The organism is Stenotrophomonas sp. YJH_SMC_119, assembly GCF_059368315.1.
The window spans coordinates 15495-35573 of record NZ_JCAFRP010000010.1; the positions used below are offsets into that span (position 1 = coordinate 15495).

Genomic DNA, 20079 nt, shown 5'->3' on the forward strand with positions numbered 1-20079 from the left:
AACGATTCCCATACGAGACTGGGACTACAATCGGGGGCTGAGCTCACAAAGGATCTGATCGATGCCCCTGCCCGCTTTCAAGGCCTACGATATCCGCGGCCGTGTGCCGGAAGAACTGAACGAGGACCTGGCCCGTCGCATCGGCGTCGCCCTGGCCGCACAGCTCGCTCCAGGCCCGGTGGTCCTCGGCCATGATGTGCGCCTTACCAGTCCGGCACTGCAGGATGCGCTGGCCGCAGGCCTGCGTGGGACCGGCCGTGAGGTGATCGACATCGGCCTGTGCGGCACCGAAGAGGTCTACTTCCAGACCGATCACCTCGGCGCGGCCGGCGGCGTGATGGTGACCGCCAGCCACAACCCGATGGACTACAACGGCATGAAGCTGGTGAAGGAGAACGCGCGGCCGATCAGTTCGGATACCGGCCTGTTCGCGATTTCCGACGCGGTCGCCGCCGATTCCTCCGAGGCCCAGCCGCCGCGTGCCGGGCAGACCGCCCAGCATGACAAGCACGCCTACATCCAGCATCTGCTGAGCTACGTCGATGCCAGCAAACTGAAGCCGCTGAAGCTGGTGGTCAATGCGGGCAATGGCGGCGCCGGCGCCATCGTCGACCTGCTGGCACCGCACCTGCCGTTCGAGTTCATCCGCATCTGCCACGAGCCGGACGGCAGCTTCCCTAACGGCATTCCCAACCCGCTGCTGCCGGAGAACCGCGCCGCCACCGCCGACGCGGTGCGCGAACACGGTGCCGACTTCGGCATCGCCTGGGACGGTGACTTCGACCGCTGCTTCTTCTTCGACCACACCGGCCGCTTCATCGAGGGCTATTACCTGGTCGGCCTGCTGGCCAAGGCGATCCTGGCGCGCAACCCGGGTGGCAAGATCGTGCATGACCCGCGCCTGGTCTGGAACACGGTGGACATGGTCGAGCAGGCCGGCGGTGTCGCGGTGCAGTGCAAGAGCGGCCATGCCTTCATCAAGGAAAAGATGCGTGCCGAAGACGCGGTGTACGGCGGCGAGATGAGCGCACACCACTATTTCCGCGAGTTCGCCTATGCCGACTCGGGCATGATTCCGTGGCTGCTGATCGCCCAGCTGGTTTCCGAGAGCGGCCGTTCGCTGGCCGACTGGGTTGAAGACCGCATGGCAGCCTACCCGTGCAGCGGCGAGATCAACTTCAAGGTGGCCGATGCCAAGGCCGCCGTTGCGCGCGTGATGGAACACTTCGCCGCGCAGTCGCCCGCGCTGGACCACACCGATGGCATCAGTGCCGACTTCGGCAACTGGCGCTTCAACCTGCGCAGTTCCAACACCGAGCCGCTGCTGCGCCTGAACGTCGAAGCGCGTGGTGACGCCGCACTGATGCAGGCGCGTACCGACGAAATCTCCCGTCTGATCCAGCAGTAACCGAGGCCCGCATGAGCAGCATCCAGCCCGTCATCCTGTCCGGTGGGTCCGGTACACGCCTATGGCCGCTTTCGCGCGAGGCCTACCCGAAGCAGTTCTTGCCACTGGCCGGCGAGCTGACGATGCTGCAGGCCACCTGGCAACGCGTCGCCCCACTGGCGGCGCGTGGCCCGCTGGTGATTGCCAACGAGGAACACCGCTTCGTTGCCGCCGAACAGCTGCAGCAGGTCGGCGCCGAGCCGGCCGCGATCATCCTGGAACCGGTAGGCCGCAACACTGCACCGGCGATTGCCGTGGCCGCGCTGGAGGCCACCCGTGACGGTGCCGACGCGCTGCTGCTGGTGCTGCCCTCCGATCATGTGATCACCGACGAGGCGGCCTTCCGCAACGCGGTGCAGGCCGCCGCCAGTGCCGCTGAAGCCGGCAAGCTGGTCACGTTCGGCATCGTGCCGACCGGCCCAGAAACCGGTTATGGCTATATCAAGGCCGCTGATGGACAGGGCGTGCGCGCGGTCGAGCGTTTCGTCGAGAAGCCCGACCTGGAGACCGCTACCGGTTACGTCAGCAGCGGCCAGTACTACTGGAACAGCGGCATGTTCCTGTTCAAGGCTTCGCGCTACCTGCAGGAGTTGGAACGCTTCCAGCCGGAAATGCTGGCTCGCAGCCGCCAGGCTTGGCAGCAGGCGCGCCGCGATGCCGACTTCACCCGCCTGGACAAGGATGCCTTCACGGCGGTGCCGTCGGACTCGATCGACTACGCGGTGATGGAAAGGACTGCCGATGCAGTCGTGATCCCGCTCAATGCCGGCTGGAACGACGTCGGTTCGTGGACCGCACTGCGCGATGTCTCGCAGCAGGACGGCGACGGCAATGCCCACCAGGGTGATGTGATCGCCATCGATTGCCGCAACACCTATGCCTATGCCCAGCGCCTGGTCGCACTGGTCGGGCTGGATGATGTGATCGTGGTCGAGACCGACGATGCGGTGCTGGTCGGCAAGGCCGACCGCATGCAGGAGGTCAAGACCGTGGTGGCCAAGCTGAAGGCCGAAGGCCGCAGCGAGGCGACCTGGCACCGCAAGGTATACCGCCCCTGGGGCGCCTACGATTCGATCGACAACGGCGAGCGTTTCCAGGTCAAGCGGATCACGGTCAAGCCCGGCGGTACGCTCAGCCTGCAGATGCATCACCACCGCGCCGAACACTGGATCGTGGTCAGCGGTACCGCCGAGGTGACCCGCGGCAACGAGGTGATCCTGCTCAGCGAGAACCAGAGCACCTACATCCCGCTGGGCGTGACGCATCGCCTGCGCAATCCCGGCAAGCTGCCGCTGGAACTGATCGAAGTGCAGTCAGGCAGTTATCTGGGCGAGGATGACATCGTGCGTTTCGAGGATACGTACGGGCGCAACTGACGCGGCGGCGCCTTCGACGGGCAGTCGGACATCGACCGCCCACCGGGCCCGCTCATCGGTCGCCGGGCGCCGGCCTGGCGGGATTCACCGGCAGGATCGCGCGCAGCTTCGGGTCGTCCAGCTGCGCCTTCAGCTTCCCCGCATCCGGGTACGGCAACTCGAACTCGCCCACCTGCAGCGCAGCCGGATCGCCGGTGACCAGATAGCGGATGACGTTTTCCTGCTGTAGCCGACAGGCCGCAGCGAACTCGCGGATCCTCTGGAAATCCTTGCCTACCTGGCTCAGCGGCGCCACCACCACCAGCAGCGCGAAAAGGACCACGGCGGTACGCGCGGCGCCACGCATCCGCGACGCCGGCAGCAGGTTCCAGAGCCGCAGTGCGAACCAGGCGTTGGCGAACAGCCCAGGTACGAACAGTTCGGTATAGCGCGACGCAGGAACACGCATCTCATGGCCGCGTCCGTAAGCGATCGCCACGCCCTGCAGCGCCGTCCAGATGCACAGGCCCGCCATCACCAGATCGGTTCTGCTCGCCTGTCGACGCAGCAGCATGCGCGCAATCATCACCGCGCCGGGCAACCAGACGATGATGACCGCCCAGTTCGAGCGCGCCGGCCATGCCAGCGCATGCGTCGCCGCCAGCAGCAGCTCGGCCAGCGACTGTGCGCGCAGCATGCCGTGGCCATCGATGACCGGAATCACGCGATAGGCAACGACAGCCAGAACGGCCAGTACCGCCGTCGCGCAGAGTGCCGGGGCACGCCTGCCCGGCAGGCACAGGCAGGCGATCAGGCAGGTGATGCCGACCGCGACGGCGGTCAGCATGCCCGAGGCCATGGTGGTGGCGGCCAGCACGCTCAGCGCGGTGGATGCCAGCAGCGCCGGAATGCGCTGGTGGTGCCGCGCGGCCAGCCCAATGGCAACGATGCTGGACAGGATCAGAAAGTAGAACTGGCTCTGGAACCCGACCAGGAAGTTCTGCCAGGCAAACGGCAGGACCGACATGAGCAGTGCGAAGGCGACGAGCAGTCGGCGTCCGTTGGCCGCTGCGGCGTCACGCAGCGCGTACCAGACCAGCAGCGCTGGAATGAAGCAGAACACGAGCGCGCTGATGCGCGCTTCGTAGACGTTGTTCCACTGCCCGGTGACCAGATAGGACACCAGCGCAACCAGGCGCGTCGGCAGGATGCGATGCTCGTTGTGCGGCGTCAGCAGCGTGCTCCACTGCAGCGTCCCGTTCAACCAGGGCTGCAGCGCGGTGGCACCCTCGCCGTCCCACTGGTCCCAGAAAGGCATCGGCGTGCTGAAGAACTGCACGTAGAGCAGGCGCGCCAGCAGTGCGGTCACGGCCACACCTGCGGCCACAGCCAGTGGGGACCCTCCCTTCCTTGCGACCGGCGCGGTGGACACTCTGCTCATGAAATCCTTCTCGTCGACGATGAATGCGCCGCGCGATGGTGGAGCCATTTGCAGGAGCTGTCAAAGAAGAGGGCGCGCCGCGAAACCTGCTCGCAGACGCGCCCCGTTACCTGCGCTGTCTCATCCGCGGATCGCAGCAACCTCACCAATCACACGCTTCAGCCCATCCTGCCACACCGGCAGCACGATGCCAAAATCCTGCTGCAGCTTGCAGTTGTCCAGCACCGACCAGGCCGGGCGCTTGGCCGGCGTCGGATACTCGGAGCTGGGAATCGCCTCGACCGAGGGTGCCTTCACCAGCACGCCCGCAGCCAGCGATTCGGCGAAAATCGCCTCGGCAAAACCATGCCAGCTGGTCTGGCCGCTGGCAGTCAGGTGCCAGGTGCCGGACAACTGGCCCGGGTGCTGCAACGCCTGCGCGGTGACATCGGCGATCAATGCCGCCGGGGTTGGCGTGCCCACCTGGTCGGCGACGACGCGCAGCTGATCGCGCTCGGCGCCGACGCGCAGCATGGTGCGCAGGAAATTGGCCCCATGCGAGGCATATACCCACGCCGTGCGGAAGATCAGGTGGCGACCACCGGCCGCACGCACCGCATCCTCGCCATCACGCTTGCTGGTGCCATACACACCCAGCGGCGCGGTCGGCTCGTCCTCACGGTAGGGCGCGGTGCCTTGGCCATCGAACACGTAGTCGGTGGAGTAATGCACGAATGGCACGCTATGCGCCGCACACCAGCGCGCGATCACCCCCGGCGCCTGCGCATTGGCCGCAAAGGCCGCGTCGACCTCCTGTTCGGCACGATCGACGGCCGTGTAGGCCGCGGCGTTGACCACGATCGACGGCTGCAGCCGGTCCAGCAGGGCCGGCAGGCTTTCAGGTTGGCCGAAATCGGCGGTTTCGCAGGCGCTGCCATCCGGCAGAGTGCCGCTGCGGGTGGTCGCGACCACCTTGCCCAGCGGCGCCAGCGCGCGCAGCAGCTCCTGGCCGACCTGGCCGTTGCCACCGAAGACCAGAACGGTCATGGCACGTAGACCGGCAGGCGGTCTTCGGCGATGTCCTTCAGGAAGGGGGCATTCTCGTCCTTGGCCGACAACGTCGGCGCACTGATCGGCCAGTCCACGGCGATATCGGCATCGTTCCAGCGCACGCCGGCATCGAAGTCCTTCAGGTAGACCTCGGTGCACAGATAGCTGAACACCGCGCGCTCGGACAGTACGGCAAAGCCGTGGGCGAAGCCTTCCGGAATCCAGAACTGCTTCTTGTTCTCCGCGCTCAGCACCACCGCTTCCCACTGGCCGAAGGTCGGCGAGCCGCGACGGATGTCGACGGCCACGTCATAGACCTCGCCTTCCAGCACGCTGACCAGCTTGCCCTGCGGCCGCGGCCACTGGTAATGCAGCCCGCGTAGGACACCCTTGGCCGACGTCGAGACGTTGCTCTGCACGAAGCGATCCGGCAGGCCCAGCGCAGCGAAGCGCTCGGCATTCCAGGTTTCGAAGAAGTAGCCACGGGCATCGCCGAACACCGCCGGCTCGATCACCACGCAGCCAGGCAACTTGGTTTCAATCACTTTCACGGAACAACTCCACGCAGGGCGAGCTTGTGCAGGTACTGGCCGTAGCCATTCTTGATCAGCGGCGCGGCGAGTGCCTCCAGCTGTTCGGCGGTGATCCAGCCCTGGCCAAACGCGATTTCTTCCGGGCAGCAGACCTGCAGGCCCTGCCGGGTCTGGATGGTCTCGATGAAGTTGGAGGCTTCCAGCAGCGACTGGTGGGTGCCGGTATCGAGCCAGGCATAGCCACGGCCGAGCGCTTCCAGGTGCAGGTTGCTCTCGCCCAAATAGCGCTTGTTGAGATCGGTGATCTCCAGTTCGCCACGCGGCGACGGCTTCAGTTCGGCGGCATGCGCGCTGGCGTTGCCGTCGTAGAAGTACAGGCCGGTCACTGCATAGTTCGAACGCGGATTCTCCGGCTTCTCCACCAGGTCGATGACCTTGCCGCTCTTGTCGAACTCGGCCACGCCATAGCGTTCCGGATCATTCACCCAATAGCCAAACACGGTGGCACCGTCCACGCGCTCATCGGCACGCTTGAGGACTTCACGCAGGCCATGGCCATGGAAGATGTTGTCACCCAGCACCAGGCAGCTCGGCTTGCCGGCGACGAACTCCTTGCCGATCAGATACGCCTGGGCCAGCCCATCGGGGCTGGGCTGCACCGCGTACTGGATGTCCATGCCCCACTGCGAGCCATCGCCCAGCAACTGCTGGAACAACGCCTGTTCGTGCGGGGTATTGATGATGAGCACTTCACGGATGCCCGCCAGCATCAGCACGCTGAGCGGATAGTAGATCATTGGCTTGTCATACACCGGCAACAGCTGCTTGCTGACGCCCTTGGTGATCGGATACAGCCGGGTGCCGGAGCCACCGGCGAGGATGATGCCCTTGCGCTGGGTCATGGTGTCTCCTGGGTTCAGGCCGCGGTGCCGATGCGCTGCAGACGGTAGCTGCCGTCGAGCACGCCGTTGACCCATTCCTGGTTGTCCAGGTACCAGTCAACGGTAAAGGTGATGCCCTGCTCGAAGGTGTAGGCCGGTTCCCAGCCCAGGTCGTTCTTCAGCTTGGAGGCATCGATCGCGTAACGGCGGTCATGGCCGGGGCGGTCGGTGACGTAGGTGATCTGGCTGCTGCGCGGCTGGCCATCCGCGCGCGGGCGGCGCTGGTCCAGCAGTGCGCAGATGGCCTGCACCACTTCGATGTTCTGCTTTTCCGAATTGCCGCCGACGTTGTAGGTCTCGCCAACCTGGCCCTTGGCCAGCACGGTGCGGATCGCTTCGCAGTGGTCGGACACGAACAGCCAGTCGCGCACCTGCTTGCCATCGCCGTACACCGGCAGCGGCTCGCCGGCCAGCGCCTTGGCGATCACCAGCGGGATCAGCTTCTCCGGGAAATGGTACGGGCCATAGTTGTTGGAGCAGTTGGTGGTCAGTACCGGCAACCCGTAGGTGTGGTGGAAGGCGCGCACCAGGTGGTCCGAGGCGGCCTTGGACGCCGAGTACGGCGAATTCGGGGCATACGGCGTGGTTTCGCTGAACTTGCCGGTCTCGCCCAGGGTGCCGTACACCTCGTCGGTGGACACATGCAGGAAGCGGAACGCCGCGCCCTGTTCGGTCGGCAGCGCCTTCCAGTAGTCGCGCACGGCTTCCAGCAGGCCCAGGGTGCCCACCACGTTGGTCTGGATGAAGGCGCCCGGGCCATCGATGGAGCGGTCGACGTGGCTCTCGGCCGCGAAGTTCAGCACCGCATCGGGCTGGTGCTCAGCCAGCAGGCGGGTGACCAGGGCGCTGTCGCCGATGTCACCCTGCACGAACACGTGATTCGGGTTGCCGTCCAGGCTGGACAGGGTCTTCAGGTTGCCGGCGTAGGTCAGCGCATCGAGGTTGATGACCTTGACGCCGCGCGCAACGGCCTCGAGAACGAAGTTACCGCCAATGAATCCGGCGCCGCCGGTGACAAGCCATGTGGGCACTACTTGTTCTCCTGATCGAAATTCATCCACGGAGCGCCTGTGGGCGCCCCGGCACAGCGGCACAGGATACATGTCGTTCGTCTTCACGACTGCCTGCGTGACGTGAACGGAGCGCTGGATCGGCCATTTTTTTGCCGCACCGCAGCAAAACCATACGCATTCGCATGGTCGACCCAAGCCAGCTAGAATCGGGATCCCACCCCCGAACCGGTTGCTGTTGCAGGACCGGACGTTCTCCCCGTTATTGAAGGACCCCGTACCAGATGAAAATCCTCGTCGCGTACAAGCGCGTGGTGGACTACAACGTCCGCATTCAGGTCAAGCCGGACGGTTCCGGCGTGGTCACCGACGGCGTCAAGCTATCCCCCAACCCCTTCGATGAAATCGCGCTGGAAGAAGCCCTGCGCCTGCGCGACAAAGGCATCGCCACGGAAGTGGTGGTCGCCACCATCGCCCCGGCCGACGCCCAGGCGCACCTGCGCAACGGCCTGGCCATGGGCGCCAACCGCGCCATCCACGTGGTGACCGACCAGGCCATCCAGCCGCTGACCGCCTCGCGCACCCTGCTGAAGCTGATCGAGAAGGAACAGCCGGACCTGGTGATCCTGGGCAAGCAGGCCATCGACGACGACGCCAACCAGACCGGCCAGATGCTGGCCACGCTGTGGGGCCGTCCGCAGGCGACCTTCGCCAGCAAGCTCGAGATCGCCGACGGCAAGGCCACGGTGACCCGCGAAGTCGACGCCGGCCTGGAAACGCTGGAAGTGGACCTGCCGGCCGTGGTCACCACCGACCTGCGCCTGAACGAGCCGCGCTTCATCAAGCTGCCGGACATCATGAAGGCCAAGGCCAAGCCGCTGGAAACCCTGCAGCTGGCCGACCTCGGTGTTGAAGCCGCCGATACCTTCAAGACCACCCAGTACGTCGCGCCGTCCAAGCGCAGCAAGGGTGTGATGGTCAAGGACGCGGCCGAACTGGTGGCCGCACTCAAGCAGAAGGGGCTGCTGTAATGAGCAAGATTCTCGTCATCGCCGAACACCACGACGGCAAGCTCAATGCCGCCACCGCCAAGACTGTCAGCGCCGCCGCCGCCATCAGCGGTGCCAGCATCGACGTGCTGGTGCTGGCCGCCGATCCGGCCGCTGTCGCCGCTGAAGCCGCGAAGATCGCTGGCGTCGCCAAGGTCCTGACCGTGGCCAATGCCGCCAACGCGCAGGCCATCGCCCAGGTGCTGGCGCCGCAGATCGCACAGCTGGCCAAGGGCTACACCCACGTGTTCGGCCCGTCGACCACCTTCGGCAAGGACCTGATGCCGTGCGTGGCCGCGCTGCTCGGCGTCAACCAGGTCTCCGACCTGATGACCGTCGAAGGCAGCCACACCTTCAAGCGCCCGATCTACGCCGGCAACGCGATCATCACCGTGGAAGCCCCAGCCGACCAGATCGTGGTTGCCACCGTGCGTGCCGCGTCGTGGCCGGAAGCCGCCCAGGGCGGCAGCGCCGCCATTGAAGCGGCGAGCGTCGACGCCGCACTGCCAACCCACACCCGCTTCGTCGGCCTCGCCGCCGGTGCCAGCGACCGCCCGGACCTGCAGAGCGCCAAGCGCGTGGTCTCCGGCGGCCGTGGCGTCGGCTCGGAAGAGAACTTCAAGGTCATCTTCCAGCTGGCCGACAAGCTGGGTGCCGCCGTCGGTGCCTCGCGCGCCGCGGTCGATGCCGGTTACGTGCCCAGCGACCTGCAGGTCGGCCAGACCGGCAAGATCATCGCGCCGGAACTGTACGTGGCCGTGGGTATCAGCGGCGCGATCCAGCACCTGACCGGAATCAAGGATGCCGGCACCATCGTGGCCATCAACAAGGACGGCGATGCGCCGATCTTTGAGATTGCCGATATCGGCCTGGTGGGGGATCTGTTTGCGATCCTGCCGGAGCTGGAAAAGGCGCTCTAAGCCGGAATACAGCGTTTCATTGGAGAGGGTCGGAATCAGTCGATTCCGGCCCTTTTTTGCGCCCGAAAATCGACTCAATCACATTTTCAAACCAATTCCACCAGATTCGGCAAGCAGCATGCGCAACTTTGAATCCGTTTGTATCAGCGCGGTGCTAGTACAGCATCTAGCCGCTGAGTCATAAATGTGTAAATAACGTGAAGAAAGGCCTATGATCCGGCCCGCCATGGGTACCTGACCAGCACTGAGGGCATCAGCGCTGAAGCGCATCCTGGCCTCCGTTTCCTTTCCAAGAGAGGCCCCGCGGAAGAATTCACGGAAATTCTTCCTTACAGCTGATGAGCGTTACCTTCCCTTCTTTCCAACCACGTTCACCCACATGGGGAACCTGCGTTGCAGCGGTGCTTTCCTGCGTCCTCCTGAATCGGATGCACCCCTTTCTCGGTCTGCCGGACCTGTTCTACGTCGCGGCCACGTTCGCAATGGAACTGGCACTGATCGAGCTCATCACGCAGCTTGCACTGGATATTCGAAACCGTGTGGCGAAAGCCACTGCGCTGTTGATTCCGGCCGCGATGGGTTCGATCTACATCGCCCAGATGTATTCGATCTGGATTTCCGGCGGCCTGATTCCCCCCATCGCGCTTGCCAATCGAGAGGTTGCGGGCCTGATCGCGTTCAACGGCATCTACGCCTTGTTGGGCAGCTATCTTGCGGCATTCGCGGCGCATGCCTATCGATACCGCGGTGTAGCATCACGCTACTCCAGGCGCGGCATCTTCGCCTGCGTCGGCATCCTGGCCATCGCCTACGCCGGCATGATCCACAAGCAGCCGCTGGCTCGCGGCATTACCGTCGCACGCGGCGAATCACCCGTGTCCTCACTGGTTCACTCCATGATCATGTACGCGGGAATGAGCTCGCAGACACGACTCAGCAGCAGCGAGCTCACTGCCGTCCGGACGCAGTTTTCACGGCGCACCGTCTACGAGCAGGGCTTTCCCGAGGACATGATCGCCGGTCTGCCGCCGCGCCCCAACGTCATTGTCCTTTTTACCGAAGGCATGTCGGCACGCTGGATGGGCAGCTACGGCGGAGCCTATGCCGACCTGATGCCGAACCTGGATCGATTTGCCGGTGGATCGCTGATGGTGCGCAACTACTACAACCATACAGCAGCCACGTTCCGCGGCCTGCGCGGGCAGTTGACGTCTGGCCACCAGGAAATCGATGGATTCTACGAGGATGGCACCGGCATCGGCCAACGCGATGTTTCCCGCGAGATTACCGCGATATCGCGCGCCAGCCTTCCCGACGTGCTGCGCTCGCATCAGTACCACAGCCTGTTCTTCCTGTCGCAGCAGGCATTCCTCAACAACATGATCGAAACGTTGGGCTTCGACGCGACACTGGGCAGGGACTACTTGTTCGACAAACACCTGCGCACCACGCCGGACGAGGAACGGCCGAAGTATCTTTCCGATCCGCAATTGTTCAGCGCGATGCTCGATGAGCTGGAGGCACAGCCCCGGGACAGGCCGTTCTTCGCCGCGGCCTACAACTTCCAGACGCATGCGTTCCTTGATGGCGAGCAGAAGTACGGTGACGGGGGGAATCAGGTACTGAACCGATTCCACACCTACGACCACAACATCGGCGACTTCCTGCAGCGATTCATGGCCAGCCGCCTGCACGAGAACACGGTGCTGGTGATCACTGCCGACCACTCGACCTTCCCCGATCCGCCGGCACAGCAGGCCGACCCGGAAGTCGGCGGCTACTTCATCGATCCGATTCCACTGGTGATCTACTGGAAGGGTGTCGAGCACCGCAAGATCAATGCCGACTACAAGAATTCACTGGATTTTGCCCCGACCTTGTTGAGCCTGCTTGGCATACGGAACGCCAACACCCTGTTCCTGGGCTGCACCTTCTTCGAAGAGTGCGCGCTGGATCGGATCTCCAGCATGGGCAAGGACGAGTATTACCTCACGCGCAATGGTCTGGTCTACGCCCGGCCCAATGTACCCGAGGCGGACGTTGCCGCCTTCGAAGCGGGTACCGAACTGATCGACCGCTACAAGGCCATGGATCTGGTAATCGGCGCCGCCGAATAGATGGGCGCAGCTACCGGCGTGCACGGCGCCGGTAGCTACGGTGATAGGATCGCGCCCCGTCCGGCCGTGACCTTCCCGCCGGTGCTGAAGAAGGTGCCGCTCCCGTGTCCGAAATGCTTTCCGCCACAACCAGGCCGATCCGCCGCGGACGGGCCCTGGCCTGGCTGACCTTGGTAGCCGGCATCTATCTGCTGGGGCTGTGGTATGTCGACCGGGACAAGCAGATCCTGACCCGCCTGCAGGCGCTGGCACTCCCCTTGTGTGGCTGCGTGGCCCTGGTGCTGGCCAGTTACGGGTTCCGCCACCTGCGGTGGCACATGCTGCTGCGGGCACAGGGCCAGCCCACGGGCTGGCGTGCCGGCCTGCTCGCCTATCTCGCCGGCTTTGCGTTCACCGCCTCCCCCGGCAAGGCCGGGGAGCTTCTGCGCATCCGCTATTTTTCCCGCTTGGGGGTTCCCGCGCAGGTCACGCTGACCACTTTCATCTACGAGCGAGCGCTGGATCTACTGGTGATCACTGCACTGAGCCTGGGCGCAGCGCATCTGATCCCCCTCTTTGGCGTGCTCGCTACCGTCGTGCTGTGCCTGGTGCTGGCCCTGTGTCTGGTTGCCTGCCTTTCCCCGCTGCAGCGCGCGGCCATCGCGGTGATCGACCGGCTCCCCGGCCAGCCGGTGCGCAGGCTGGCGCGCTTTCTGGTGGCGGGTACCACCTCACTGCGCCCGCTGTTGCGTCCCGGGCTGACCGCAGCCAGCACCGCCTGTGGCCTGGCGGCCTGGCTACTGACCTCGGCGGCTTTCGCCTGGCTGTGCTACGCGCTGGGGATCGTTCTGCCTTGGCAGTACGCGCTGGCCATCTACCCGCTGGCGATGCTGATCGGCGCGCTTTCCTTCGTTCCCGGCGGGGTGGGCACCACCGAGGCAGCGATCGTGCTCATGCTGGCCGCATCCGGTGCGGACCTGGATACGGCGCTGGCTGCGGCTATCGGTATACGCCTGGCCAGCCTGTGGTTGGCGGTGGCGGTCGGGATGGCCGCGACGGTTGCGCTGGAGGCGCGCACGCCTGCCACCGCTTGAAGGAAATCGGGCTCTGAGACCTGTGCTGATCGGGCTATAATCGTCAAACCACGACGCAATTGGCCACATTCTGCGCACCTAAGGAGATGGCGTGACTGCATCCGTTTCAGCCTTCATCTCCGTCGTGTACGTGATACGGAATCACGACGCGCACTTGGCGTCGCTGCTCTCGGAGACCGTGACCCGCCTCGGGGCACTGGCCACCGACTATGAACTCGTCGTGGTGGACAATGGATCCACCGATGGGAGCATCGCTCGCCTGCGGGAGCTCACCCGCGAAGGCGGCCTGCCCAACCTGCAGGTCTATGCACTGACCCAGAGCGTTGCCTGGGAAACAGCGGCCTGGGCAGGCATCGAAAGCGCGCTCGGCGATTTCATCGCCGTTCTTGACCCCCTGACCGATGATGTTTCGATCCTCCCACAGTTGTTGGAGGCTGCAGTCACGGGAACGGATGTGGTCTTTGCCAACAATCAGGCCCGCCCTCGTCTGGGCCTCGCATACCGGCTGGCCAATGCCGTATTCAATCAGGCCTTCCGCTGGCTCAACGGCGTTGACCCCGGAGCGGAGGCCCCGCAGTACAGAGTGATGAGCAAGAAGGTCGTCAACTACATCCTGCAACATCCTCGACCAGCCGCCATCTATCGCCTGTTGCCCGTCACTGCAGGCTTCACCCGGACCAACGTGACGTACCGGCACGAGCCCAGAACGGCCCCGGAAAAGAAGCTTGGGCAGAGCATCGATAGAGGCATGCGCCTGCTGGTGTCGAGCACCCGGCTCCCCATGCGACTGGTGACCATGCTGTCGACCTTCGGCGCACTGGCCAACCTGCTCTATTCCGTCTATGTCCTGGCCATCGCAATCTTCAAGGCCGACGTTGCACCGGGATGGGTCAGCCTTTCGTTGCAACAATCCGGGATGTTCCTGTTGATCTCTCTTGTACTGCTGGTGCTGGGCGAGTACATCCTGCACATGGCCGCACTCAGCAACGAGGGGCCGTCCTTCCATGTCGCCCAGGAATTCACCAGCGCACGCCTTGAACGCCTTGAGCGCGTCAACGTAGAGCGCGCTGCGGGCATGCCTGGACCGCCCGGGCGTGCCTGAGACCCTGCCACTGGACGCCGATGCGATCATCATCGGTGGAGGCTTCTATGGCGCCGTGGTTGCCAGCTATCTCGCCACCGAGAGGGGGGTGGGCCGGGTCATTCTGATAGAACGTGAACCCCGATTGATGCAACGCGCCTCGTTTTCCAACCAGGCACGCGTCCATAATGGCTACCACTATCCCCGCAGCTTCACCACGGCCTATCGCAGCAGGGTGAACCTGCCCCGATTCATGCGGGAATGGGAGTCAGCGGTGCATTCCGACTTCCTGAAGGTCTATGCCATCGCCCGCCGCAACTCGAAGGTCACGGCCTCCCAGTTCGTGCGCTTCTGCCGCACGATCGACGCCCCTCTGGAACCGGCACCGGCGTCACTGGCGACGTTGTTCAACCCGCACCTGATCGAACGGGCGTTCATCGCGCAGGAGTACAGCTTCGATTCCGAGCGCATCCGCCAGTTGCTTGAAGCCAAGCTGGCAGGCGCCGGCGTGCACCTGGGCATGGGATACGAAGCGACTGCCGTACAGAAGGAAAACGATGCGATACGCGTGTGCCTGCGTAGCACTGAAGGCAGCGTCACCACATCCATGGCGGCCAAGCAGGTCTTCAACTGCACCTACGCAGGGCTCAACCTGATCAGTGGCCCACAGGGTCACAGCCACGCCTCGCTCAAGCATGAAATCACCGAAATGGCGTTGATCCAGCTTCCTCCCGCGCTGGAGGGGCTGGGCATCACGGTCATGGACGGGCCCTTTTTCTCCATCATGCCCTTCCCCGCGCGCCAGTCCAGCACGCTGTCCCACGTGCGCTACACGCCCCATACGGCCTGGATCGACACGCCGGCGCGCAATCCCTACGTCGAACTTGAATCCCATGCCCGTTCAAGCCGGTTCGATTACATGCTCCGGGATGCCGCCCGCTATCTCCCGAGTGTTTCGAAGGCCGTGCATCAGCAATCGTTGTTCGAAATAAAAACGGTCCTGGTGAAGAACGAAGGCGACGATGGCCGCCCGATTCTGTTCGAGTCGTATCCCCAGCTGCCAGGGTACTCAACAATACTGGGTGGGAAGATCGACAATATCTACGACGTGATCGGCCATCTGGATACGATCTCCTTCCCCCCCCCTCCCCGGGGAGGGTGAACACAACCGGCCCGCGCCGTTGCCGGCTCACCGCCCCACATCCGAACCGCACAGCCGCCCGGGCATCCGGGCACCAGGAGCACTCGATGTCTCACGCGCTCATCGGCCATACCGGCTTCGTGGGTTCCACCCTGAAGCGTCAGACACGGTTCGAGCATCTGTTCAATAGAAGCAATATCAAGGAGGTCGCGGCCCAGGCCTACCACACGGTGGTCTGCTCGGCCGCGCCCGCGCAGAAGTGGATCGCCAACCGCGAACCGGAAGCCGACTGGAGGAACATCCAGGCACTCATCAAGGCGCTGGATGCGATCACCTGCGACCATCTCACGTTGATCAGCACGGTTGACGTATTCGCCAACCCGATCGGCGTTGACGAATCGACGCAGGTCATGACGGCCGGGTTGCATCCCTATGGCCTGCATCGGCGCCGGCTGGAAGAGTTCGTGGAATCACGATTCAGGTCCAGGATGATCGTTCGCCTCCCAGGCCTGGTCGGCCCAGGCCTGCGCAAGAACATCATCTTCGACCTGCACAACGACAACAATGTGCACGCCATCGACAGCCGTGCCCAGTTCCAGTTCTATCCCATGGTGAATCTCAGCGCGGATCTTCTGGCTGCGCGACAGCAGGACCTTGAACTGATCCATCTGACCAGCGCCCCGATAAGCGTCGGCGAGATCGCCCGCGAGGTGTTCGGCCTGCAGTTCGATGGCACGTCCGACTGCCCGCCTGCCCGCTACGACATGCTCAGCCGACATGCCCGGGACGCACAGGGAAACCCTGGCTACCACTATGATCGGAGCGCCACGCTCACGGCCATCCGCGCCTACCATCAGACCGAACCTGCGACTGCGGTGCTGGCACCATGAGCATCTCGATCTCCAACATCGCGTGGAATCCAGATGAGGATGACGCTGTCGGGCGGCTGCTTGCCGACCTTGGCGTTCGCCATATCGACGTTGCTCCCAGCAAGTACTTCCCGGTGTTTGCAGAAGCCAGCGACGCGGCTGTCGCCAAGGTCAGGCGCTTCTGGGAAGCGCTCGGCATCGACATCATCGGAATGCAATCGCTGCTGTTCGGCACAGAAGGCCTGAACGTCTTTGCTTCAGTCGATGTCCAGCTGCGCTTGCTTGAGCATCTTCGCCATGTGTTCCGGATCGGATCGAGCCTGGGTGCGACACGCGCGGTCTTTGGCTCGCCGCGCAATCGCGACCGCGGCTCCCTGCCACTGCAGCGGGCCAACGAAGCTGGCGCGGCTTTCTTCCATCGCGTGGGTGAAGCCGCCCGACTGGAGGGCATCACCCTGTGCCTTGAGCCCAATCCCGAATGCTATGGCGCGAACTTCATGACGCATACCGAAGCGACTGCCGAAGTCGTGCGCCTGACAGGGCACTCGCACGTCAGGATGCAGTTCGACACCGGTTCAATCTTCATCAACGGAGAAGAGCCGGCACAGCTGCTGCAGCGGCACGCCGACATAATCGGCCATGTCCATCTGAGCGAGCCAGGACTTGCACCTTTGGGTACGCGGGACACCAATCATGCAGAGATGGCAATTCTATTGCGCCGACACATGGGCGACATACCGCTGACGATCGAGATGCTGCGCCCAGCCGAGGGCGAGCATGCGATCAGGGCGTCCTTGCAATTCGTGCTCGATCACTATCGACCCCAGTCTATTGGAGCATCGCCATGAACAAGTGGCTGATCCTGGTCGTCGGCATCCTATGCAATGCGGGCGCAAGCGCCCTCATCAAGGTTGCGGTAAGCGCGCCGAGGCAGTTCCCCTCACTCACCGATCCGATGGGGGCCCTGCGCAATTGGCCCTTCTGGACGGGCCTGGCCCTGTACGGCGGCGCCTTCCTGCTCTACTCCATGTCACTGGCACGCCTTCCGCTCAATGTTGCCCACCCGATCTCAACGGCAGGTGCCATTGCCCTGGTGGCTTGCGTTTCAGTGATCGCGTTCCGGGAGCCGATGCCATGGACAACCGTGGCAGGCATTGCATTGATACTCTCCGGCGTTGTCCTGATTACCGTTCACGCCCCCTGATAGGCCGACAGTGACTTCTGCAATGACCACTCCCATCACGCCCCCAAGCCCGGCTGGACACAGCGCGGATTGGCAGGTACCTGCCTTCACGAAGACACTTCTGCAAAGCAAGTGCCACGATCATGCCGTTGTCATTCCCGTGATCAACGAGGGCGAGCGGATCCGCGCACTGCTGTCCCGGATGCATGAGATCGGCACTGCCTCCATCGCCGACATCATCATCGTTGACGGTGGAAGCAGCGACGGCTCCCTGGATGAGACCTTTCTGCGGAGCTGCGGTGTCACTGGACTGCTCGTGAAGACCGGCCCCGGTCGGCTCAGCGCGCAATTGCGCTGCGCCTATGCTTTCTGTCTCGCTGCGGGCTACCGCGGAGTGGTCACCATCGATGGCAACAACAAGGACGAGCCCTCCCCCATCCACCGCTTCATCGAAGCACTCGAACAGGGCGTGGACTTCGTGCAGGCCTCGCGCTTCATAGCGGGGGGTGTGGCCGAGAATACCCCCTTATTGCGCCATGCCGCGATCCGGCTTGTCCATGCGCCGCTGCTGAGCCTGTTTTCCGGCTTCCACTGGACCGATACCACCCAGGGCTTCCGCGCCTACAGCCGGGCACTGCTGGAACACCCGGACGTGGGCACCTTCCGCGATGTATTCAACGGATACGAACTGTTGGCCTACCTTTCCTATCGCGCGCCCCGCCTTGGCTTCCGTTGCCAGGAACTACCCACGGCACGCCGCTATCCGGAGGGAGAGGTCCCGACCAAGATCAGCAGCGTAAGGGGCAACCTGCAGATTCTGCGTGTATTGCTTGCGGCGATCTCCGGCCGCTACAACCCGCCGATCGGGCACAAACCATGATGATTCGTGCAATCCGGAACCATTTCACCGACCCCGCGGCCACTGCGGCATGGGTTGTCTTTACCATATCGATGGCAGCGCTGGTGGCCTACCAGCTCAGGCTGCTCAACTTCAGCGAATTTGCCGATGAGACCGAAACCATCGTTGCCGCAAAGATGATGGTTGCAGGCAGCAGTCTCTATCGGGAAATTTTCAACCATCATGGCCCGCTTACGTTCCTGCCGGGCATGTTGGTCGAGTTGGCGGGCGGCCACTCCATAGCCGCACATCGCGCGCTGATTGCCATATTGCAGCTGGTCTCCCTTGCCGCATTGCTGTTTTCTCCACTGATCCGGAACCAGCATGCAATCGTGCGTGTGACCTACACGCTGCTTATTGCCACCATCTATGCGGGGATATTGCCGGCTGGGCTCGGGCACACTTATTCCTACCAGGTGCTCTGTGGAATCATGCTCAGCGTAGCGTTCTCGACCTGGTTGCTCCCTCAGATAGCAGGAGAGCTTCGCGTCGGGACGGCCAGGACCATTGTCGGAGGTGCGCTGGTCGCTTCGATCCCGTTTCTTGCGATCACATACATTCCGGCAGCGATGGCGTTTCTTGTCGCATCCGTGCACAAGGACAACTGGCGCAAGGTGCTCTGCGGGTCCGTTGCAGCCATCGCGTTCAACCTCGTGTTCCTCGTGTGGACTGGTTCCGTCAGGGGATACCTCGCCTTCCATGTCTACCTGAATGCCGTACTCCTTCCACAGTACAACCAGGGGCATGGCCTGCTGATGCTGATTGGAAACGCCTTCCACGCAGCAACATCGGACCTGGGAGGATTGCTTCTGCTGGGCGTCATCGTGACCGCCCTTGCGGCTGTCGCGTGCAAACGTCCAGCGCTTCCCTGGCGTGAGATCCTGGTCGCACTGGGGCTGGGGTCGATGCTCATTCGTGGCCTTGATATTCATGGCCTCAGTTATATCTACGTCGCGCTCACCATGCCTCTGCTGCTCCTGCATCTGATCCCAGCGGGGTTCCCCCGTCAGCACAGTCTGCTGCTGGTGTTGTGCTGCATCCTGACGGCTCGACTGATTGTTGGCGGCGCCAAGGAAGACCAGTTGCTGGTCGATCGCAGAATTCCGGAAACAACCGAGTTTGCGCAGCTCGCGCAGAAACTCACCGACCCGGGCGACAGAATCCTGGCCTATTCCTTCCAGAACTACCAGTACCTGGCCGCAGGACGGCTCCCTGCCTCCGGCTACTATTTCTATCTTCCGTGGCAGCGGCAGTACCTAGACCATCCGGTGCTCGGGGTACGCATTGATCCGTGCATGGACATCGAAAAGACCCGGCCCAAGCTTGTCATGCTGGATGAGTGGAAGGTGTGGGAAAAGTACGACTGGGCAAGCTACGGCGGGTGCGTCATAGACGCGATGGCACGCGACTACATCCGCCTGCCCCACACGCAGTACTACGTCCGCAAGGACGTAGCGGCAGGCATCGGAGTTCTTGCTCAGGCGGACGACAACCTCTCTGTGAGCCCTCCCGTTTCCAAGGGGGATCGCTTTGCCATCGCCCATACCCCGGACAACACCCACGAGACGCCCCGACGGATTGGCCTGCGACTGGCAACCTACGCGCGCAGCAACCCGGGCGTGGCCGTACTGACAACCCCGCTGGCGGACGGGACCCCATCGGTCCTGGCTACGCTGGACCTGCCGGGCATCGAGGACAACGCCTATGCCTACATGGAGGTGCCCCCGGGTACAACGGGGCCCCTGTCCTTCGAGATAAGGGAGGGTGGGGGTATCAGCTTCTGGGAATCGCGAAAGCCGGATGGGACGACCCAACCCTGCATTATCATCGAGTACCCATCGACGCCCCCCGGGCGAACCCCGGGCTGCCCCCTTGATCTCAAGCGTCTTCTGACGGATGTGACTCCATAAGCGACAAGCGGGGCCAGGGGAAACGGCTACTCCACGTCCGAGGGGCGCCCCTCGGACGGAGCTGCGGTCGGACCCAGCAGGA

General features: G+C 63.6%; 18 protein-coding genes. 13 read left to right on the forward strand and 5 right to left on the reverse strand.

The window, feature by feature from the left end:
• Positions 1-61: 61 nt before the first annotated feature.
• Together AC5P6S_RS15010 and AC5P6S_RS15015 are read left to right on the forward strand one after the other, a co-directional pair.
• Positions 62-1408 (forward strand): phosphohexomutase domain-containing protein, encoded by a 1347-nt coding sequence (locus AC5P6S_RS15010; protein ID WP_165711256.1) that lies wholly within the window; start codon positions 62-64, stop codon positions 1406-1408.
• A gap of 11 nt (positions 1409-1419) precedes the next feature.
• Positions 1420-2823, forward strand: a complete 1404-nt coding sequence (locus AC5P6S_RS15015; protein ID WP_165711255.1) for a mannose-1-phosphate guanylyltransferase/mannose-6-phosphate isomerase — start codon at positions 1420-1422, stop codon at positions 2821-2823.
• 52 nt (positions 2824-2875) lie between these two features.
• Here the strand turns inward: AC5P6S_RS15015 and AC5P6S_RS15020 are convergent, their stop codons facing one another.
• The 5 genes from AC5P6S_RS15020 to rfbB all read right to left on the reverse strand — a co-directional run bounded on the left by AC5P6S_RS15020 (position 2876) and on the right by rfbB (position 7777).
• Positions 2876-4171, reverse strand: coding sequence for a hypothetical protein (locus AC5P6S_RS15020; protein ID WP_143568537.1), 1296 nt, complete (start codon positions 4169-4171; stop codon positions 2876-2878).
• A gap of 192 nt (positions 4172-4363) precedes the next feature.
• Positions 4364-5269 (reverse strand): dTDP-4-dehydrorhamnose reductase, encoded by a 906-nt coding sequence (rfbD, locus tag AC5P6S_RS15025; RefSeq protein WP_165711254.1) that lies wholly within the window; start codon positions 5267-5269, stop codon positions 4364-4366.
• The gene (gene rfbC, locus AC5P6S_RS15030) at positions 5266-5823 is read right to left on the reverse strand and encodes a dTDP-4-dehydrorhamnose 3,5-epimerase (RefSeq protein WP_012479085.1); all 558 of its coding nucleotides are present in this window, start codon (positions 5821-5823) and stop codon (positions 5266-5268) included. Before rfbC ends, rfbD begins: the two co-directional genes overlap by 4 nt.
• Positions 5820-6707 (reverse strand): glucose-1-phosphate thymidylyltransferase RfbA, encoded by an 888-nt coding sequence (gene rfbA, locus AC5P6S_RS15035; RefSeq protein WP_012479084.1) that lies wholly within the window; start codon positions 6705-6707, stop codon positions 5820-5822. The genes rfbC and rfbA overlap by 4 nt, the downstream gene beginning before the upstream one ends.
• Positions 6708-6721: 14 nt before the next feature.
• On the reverse strand, positions 6722-7777 hold the full coding sequence (gene rfbB / locus AC5P6S_RS15040; RefSeq protein ID WP_012479083.1) for a dTDP-glucose 4,6-dehydratase: 1056 nt from the start codon (positions 7775-7777) through the stop codon (positions 6722-6724).
• A 263-nt stretch (positions 7778-8040) separates the two neighbouring features.
• Here rfbB and AC5P6S_RS15045 point away from each other — a divergent pair, with 263 nt between their 5' ends.
• The 11 genes from AC5P6S_RS15045 (at position 8041) to AC5P6S_RS15095 (ending at position 19997) form a co-directional block, all read left to right on the forward strand.
• Positions 8041-8787 carry an electron transfer flavoprotein subunit beta/FixA family protein gene (locus AC5P6S_RS15045; RefSeq protein WP_012479082.1) on the forward strand — a complete coding sequence of 249 codons (747 nt, stop codon included), beginning with the start codon at positions 8041-8043 and terminating at the stop codon, positions 8785-8787.
• Positions 8787-9725: an electron transfer flavoprotein subunit alpha/FixB family protein gene (locus tag AC5P6S_RS15050; RefSeq protein WP_012479081.1), complete on the forward strand. Its 939-nt coding sequence runs from the start codon at positions 8787-8789 to the stop codon at positions 9723-9725. The genes AC5P6S_RS15045 and AC5P6S_RS15050 overlap by 1 nt, the downstream gene beginning before the upstream one ends.
• Positions 9726-10063: 338 nt before the next feature.
• A complete protein-coding gene (locus AC5P6S_RS15055; RefSeq protein WP_282254714.1) occupies positions 10064-11842 on the forward strand; it encodes an LTA synthase family protein in 1779 nt (592 codons plus the stop codon).
• 113 nt (positions 11843-11955) lie between these two features.
• Positions 11956-12915, forward strand: a complete 960-nt coding sequence (locus AC5P6S_RS15060) for a lysylphosphatidylglycerol synthase transmembrane domain-containing protein (RefSeq protein WP_044569494.1) — start codon at positions 11956-11958, stop codon at positions 12913-12915.
• A gap of 91 nt (positions 12916-13006) precedes the next feature.
• Positions 13007-14017 (forward strand): glycosyltransferase, encoded by a 1011-nt coding sequence (locus tag AC5P6S_RS15065; RefSeq protein WP_012479078.1) that lies wholly within the window; start codon positions 13007-13009, stop codon positions 14015-14017.
• Positions 14010-15158 (forward strand): FAD-dependent oxidoreductase, encoded by a 1149-nt coding sequence (locus AC5P6S_RS15070; protein WP_012479077.1) that lies wholly within the window; start codon positions 14010-14012, stop codon positions 15156-15158. Before AC5P6S_RS15065 ends, AC5P6S_RS15070 begins: the two co-directional genes overlap by 8 nt.
• A gap of 86 nt (positions 15159-15244) precedes the next feature.
• Positions 15245-16027, forward strand: a complete 783-nt coding sequence (locus AC5P6S_RS15075; protein WP_012479076.1) for an NAD-dependent epimerase/dehydratase family protein — start codon at positions 15245-15247, stop codon at positions 16025-16027.
• Positions 16024-16854: a sugar phosphate isomerase/epimerase family protein gene (locus AC5P6S_RS15080; protein ID WP_282254707.1), complete on the forward strand. Its 831-nt coding sequence runs from the start codon at positions 16024-16026 to the stop codon at positions 16852-16854. The genes AC5P6S_RS15075 and AC5P6S_RS15080 overlap by 4 nt, the downstream gene beginning before the upstream one ends.
• On the forward strand, positions 16851-17210 hold the full coding sequence (locus AC5P6S_RS15085) for a DMT family transporter (RefSeq protein WP_197614739.1): 360 nt from the start codon (positions 16851-16853) through the stop codon (positions 17208-17210). Before AC5P6S_RS15080 ends, AC5P6S_RS15085 begins: the two co-directional genes overlap by 4 nt.
• A gap of 22 nt (positions 17211-17232) precedes the next feature.
• On the forward strand, positions 17233-18069 hold the full coding sequence (locus AC5P6S_RS15090) for a glycosyltransferase family 2 protein (RefSeq protein WP_024957346.1): 837 nt from the start codon (positions 17233-17235) through the stop codon (positions 18067-18069).
• Positions 18066-19997: a hypothetical protein gene (locus tag AC5P6S_RS15095; protein ID WP_012479072.1), complete on the forward strand. Its 1932-nt coding sequence runs from the start codon at positions 18066-18068 to the stop codon at positions 19995-19997. Before AC5P6S_RS15090 ends, AC5P6S_RS15095 begins: the two co-directional genes overlap by 4 nt.
• Positions 19998-20079 lie beyond the last annotated feature (82 nt).

Bases quoted from the DNA above. Each gene is read 5' to 3' on its own strand.
- AC5P6S_RS15010 (WP_165711256.1), top strand. From the start codon at position 62: ATGCCCCTGCCCGCTTTCAAGGCCTACGATATCCGCGGCCGTGTGCCG.
- AC5P6S_RS15015 (WP_165711255.1), top strand. From the start codon at position 1,420: ATGAGCAGCATCCAGCCCGTCATCCTGTCCGGTGGGTCCGGTACACGC.
- rfbD (WP_165711254.1), bottom strand. From the start codon at position 5,269: ATGACCGTTCTGGTCTTCGGTGGCAACGGCCAGGTCGGCCAGGAGCTG.
- rfbA (WP_012479084.1), bottom strand. From the start codon at position 6,707: ATGACCCAGCGCAAGGGCATCATCCTCGCCGGTGGCTCCGGCACCCGG.
- AC5P6S_RS15045 (WP_012479082.1), top strand. From the start codon at position 8,041: ATGAAAATCCTCGTCGCGTACAAGCGCGTGGTGGACTACAACGTCCGC.
- AC5P6S_RS15050 (WP_012479081.1), top strand. From the start codon at position 8,787: ATGAGCAAGATTCTCGTCATCGCCGAACACCACGACGGCAAGCTCAAT.
- AC5P6S_RS15055 (WP_282254714.1), top strand. From the start codon at position 10,064: ATGAGCGTTACCTTCCCTTCTTTCCAACCACGTTCACCCACATGGGGA.
- AC5P6S_RS15060 (WP_044569494.1), top strand. From the start codon at position 11,956: ATGCTTTCCGCCACAACCAGGCCGATCCGCCGCGGACGGGCCCTGGCC.
- AC5P6S_RS15075 (WP_012479076.1), top strand. From the start codon at position 15,245: ATGTCTCACGCGCTCATCGGCCATACCGGCTTCGTGGGTTCCACCCTG.
- AC5P6S_RS15080 (WP_282254707.1), top strand. From the start codon at position 16,024: ATGAGCATCTCGATCTCCAACATCGCGTGGAATCCAGATGAGGATGAC.
- AC5P6S_RS15085 (WP_197614739.1), top strand. From the start codon at position 16,851: ATGAACAAGTGGCTGATCCTGGTCGTCGGCATCCTATGCAATGCGGGC.
- AC5P6S_RS15090 (WP_024957346.1), top strand. From the start codon at position 17,233: ATGACCACTCCCATCACGCCCCCAAGCCCGGCTGGACACAGCGCGGAT.
- AC5P6S_RS15095 (WP_012479072.1), top strand. From the start codon at position 18,066: ATGATGATTCGTGCAATCCGGAACCATTTCACCGACCCCGCGGCCACT.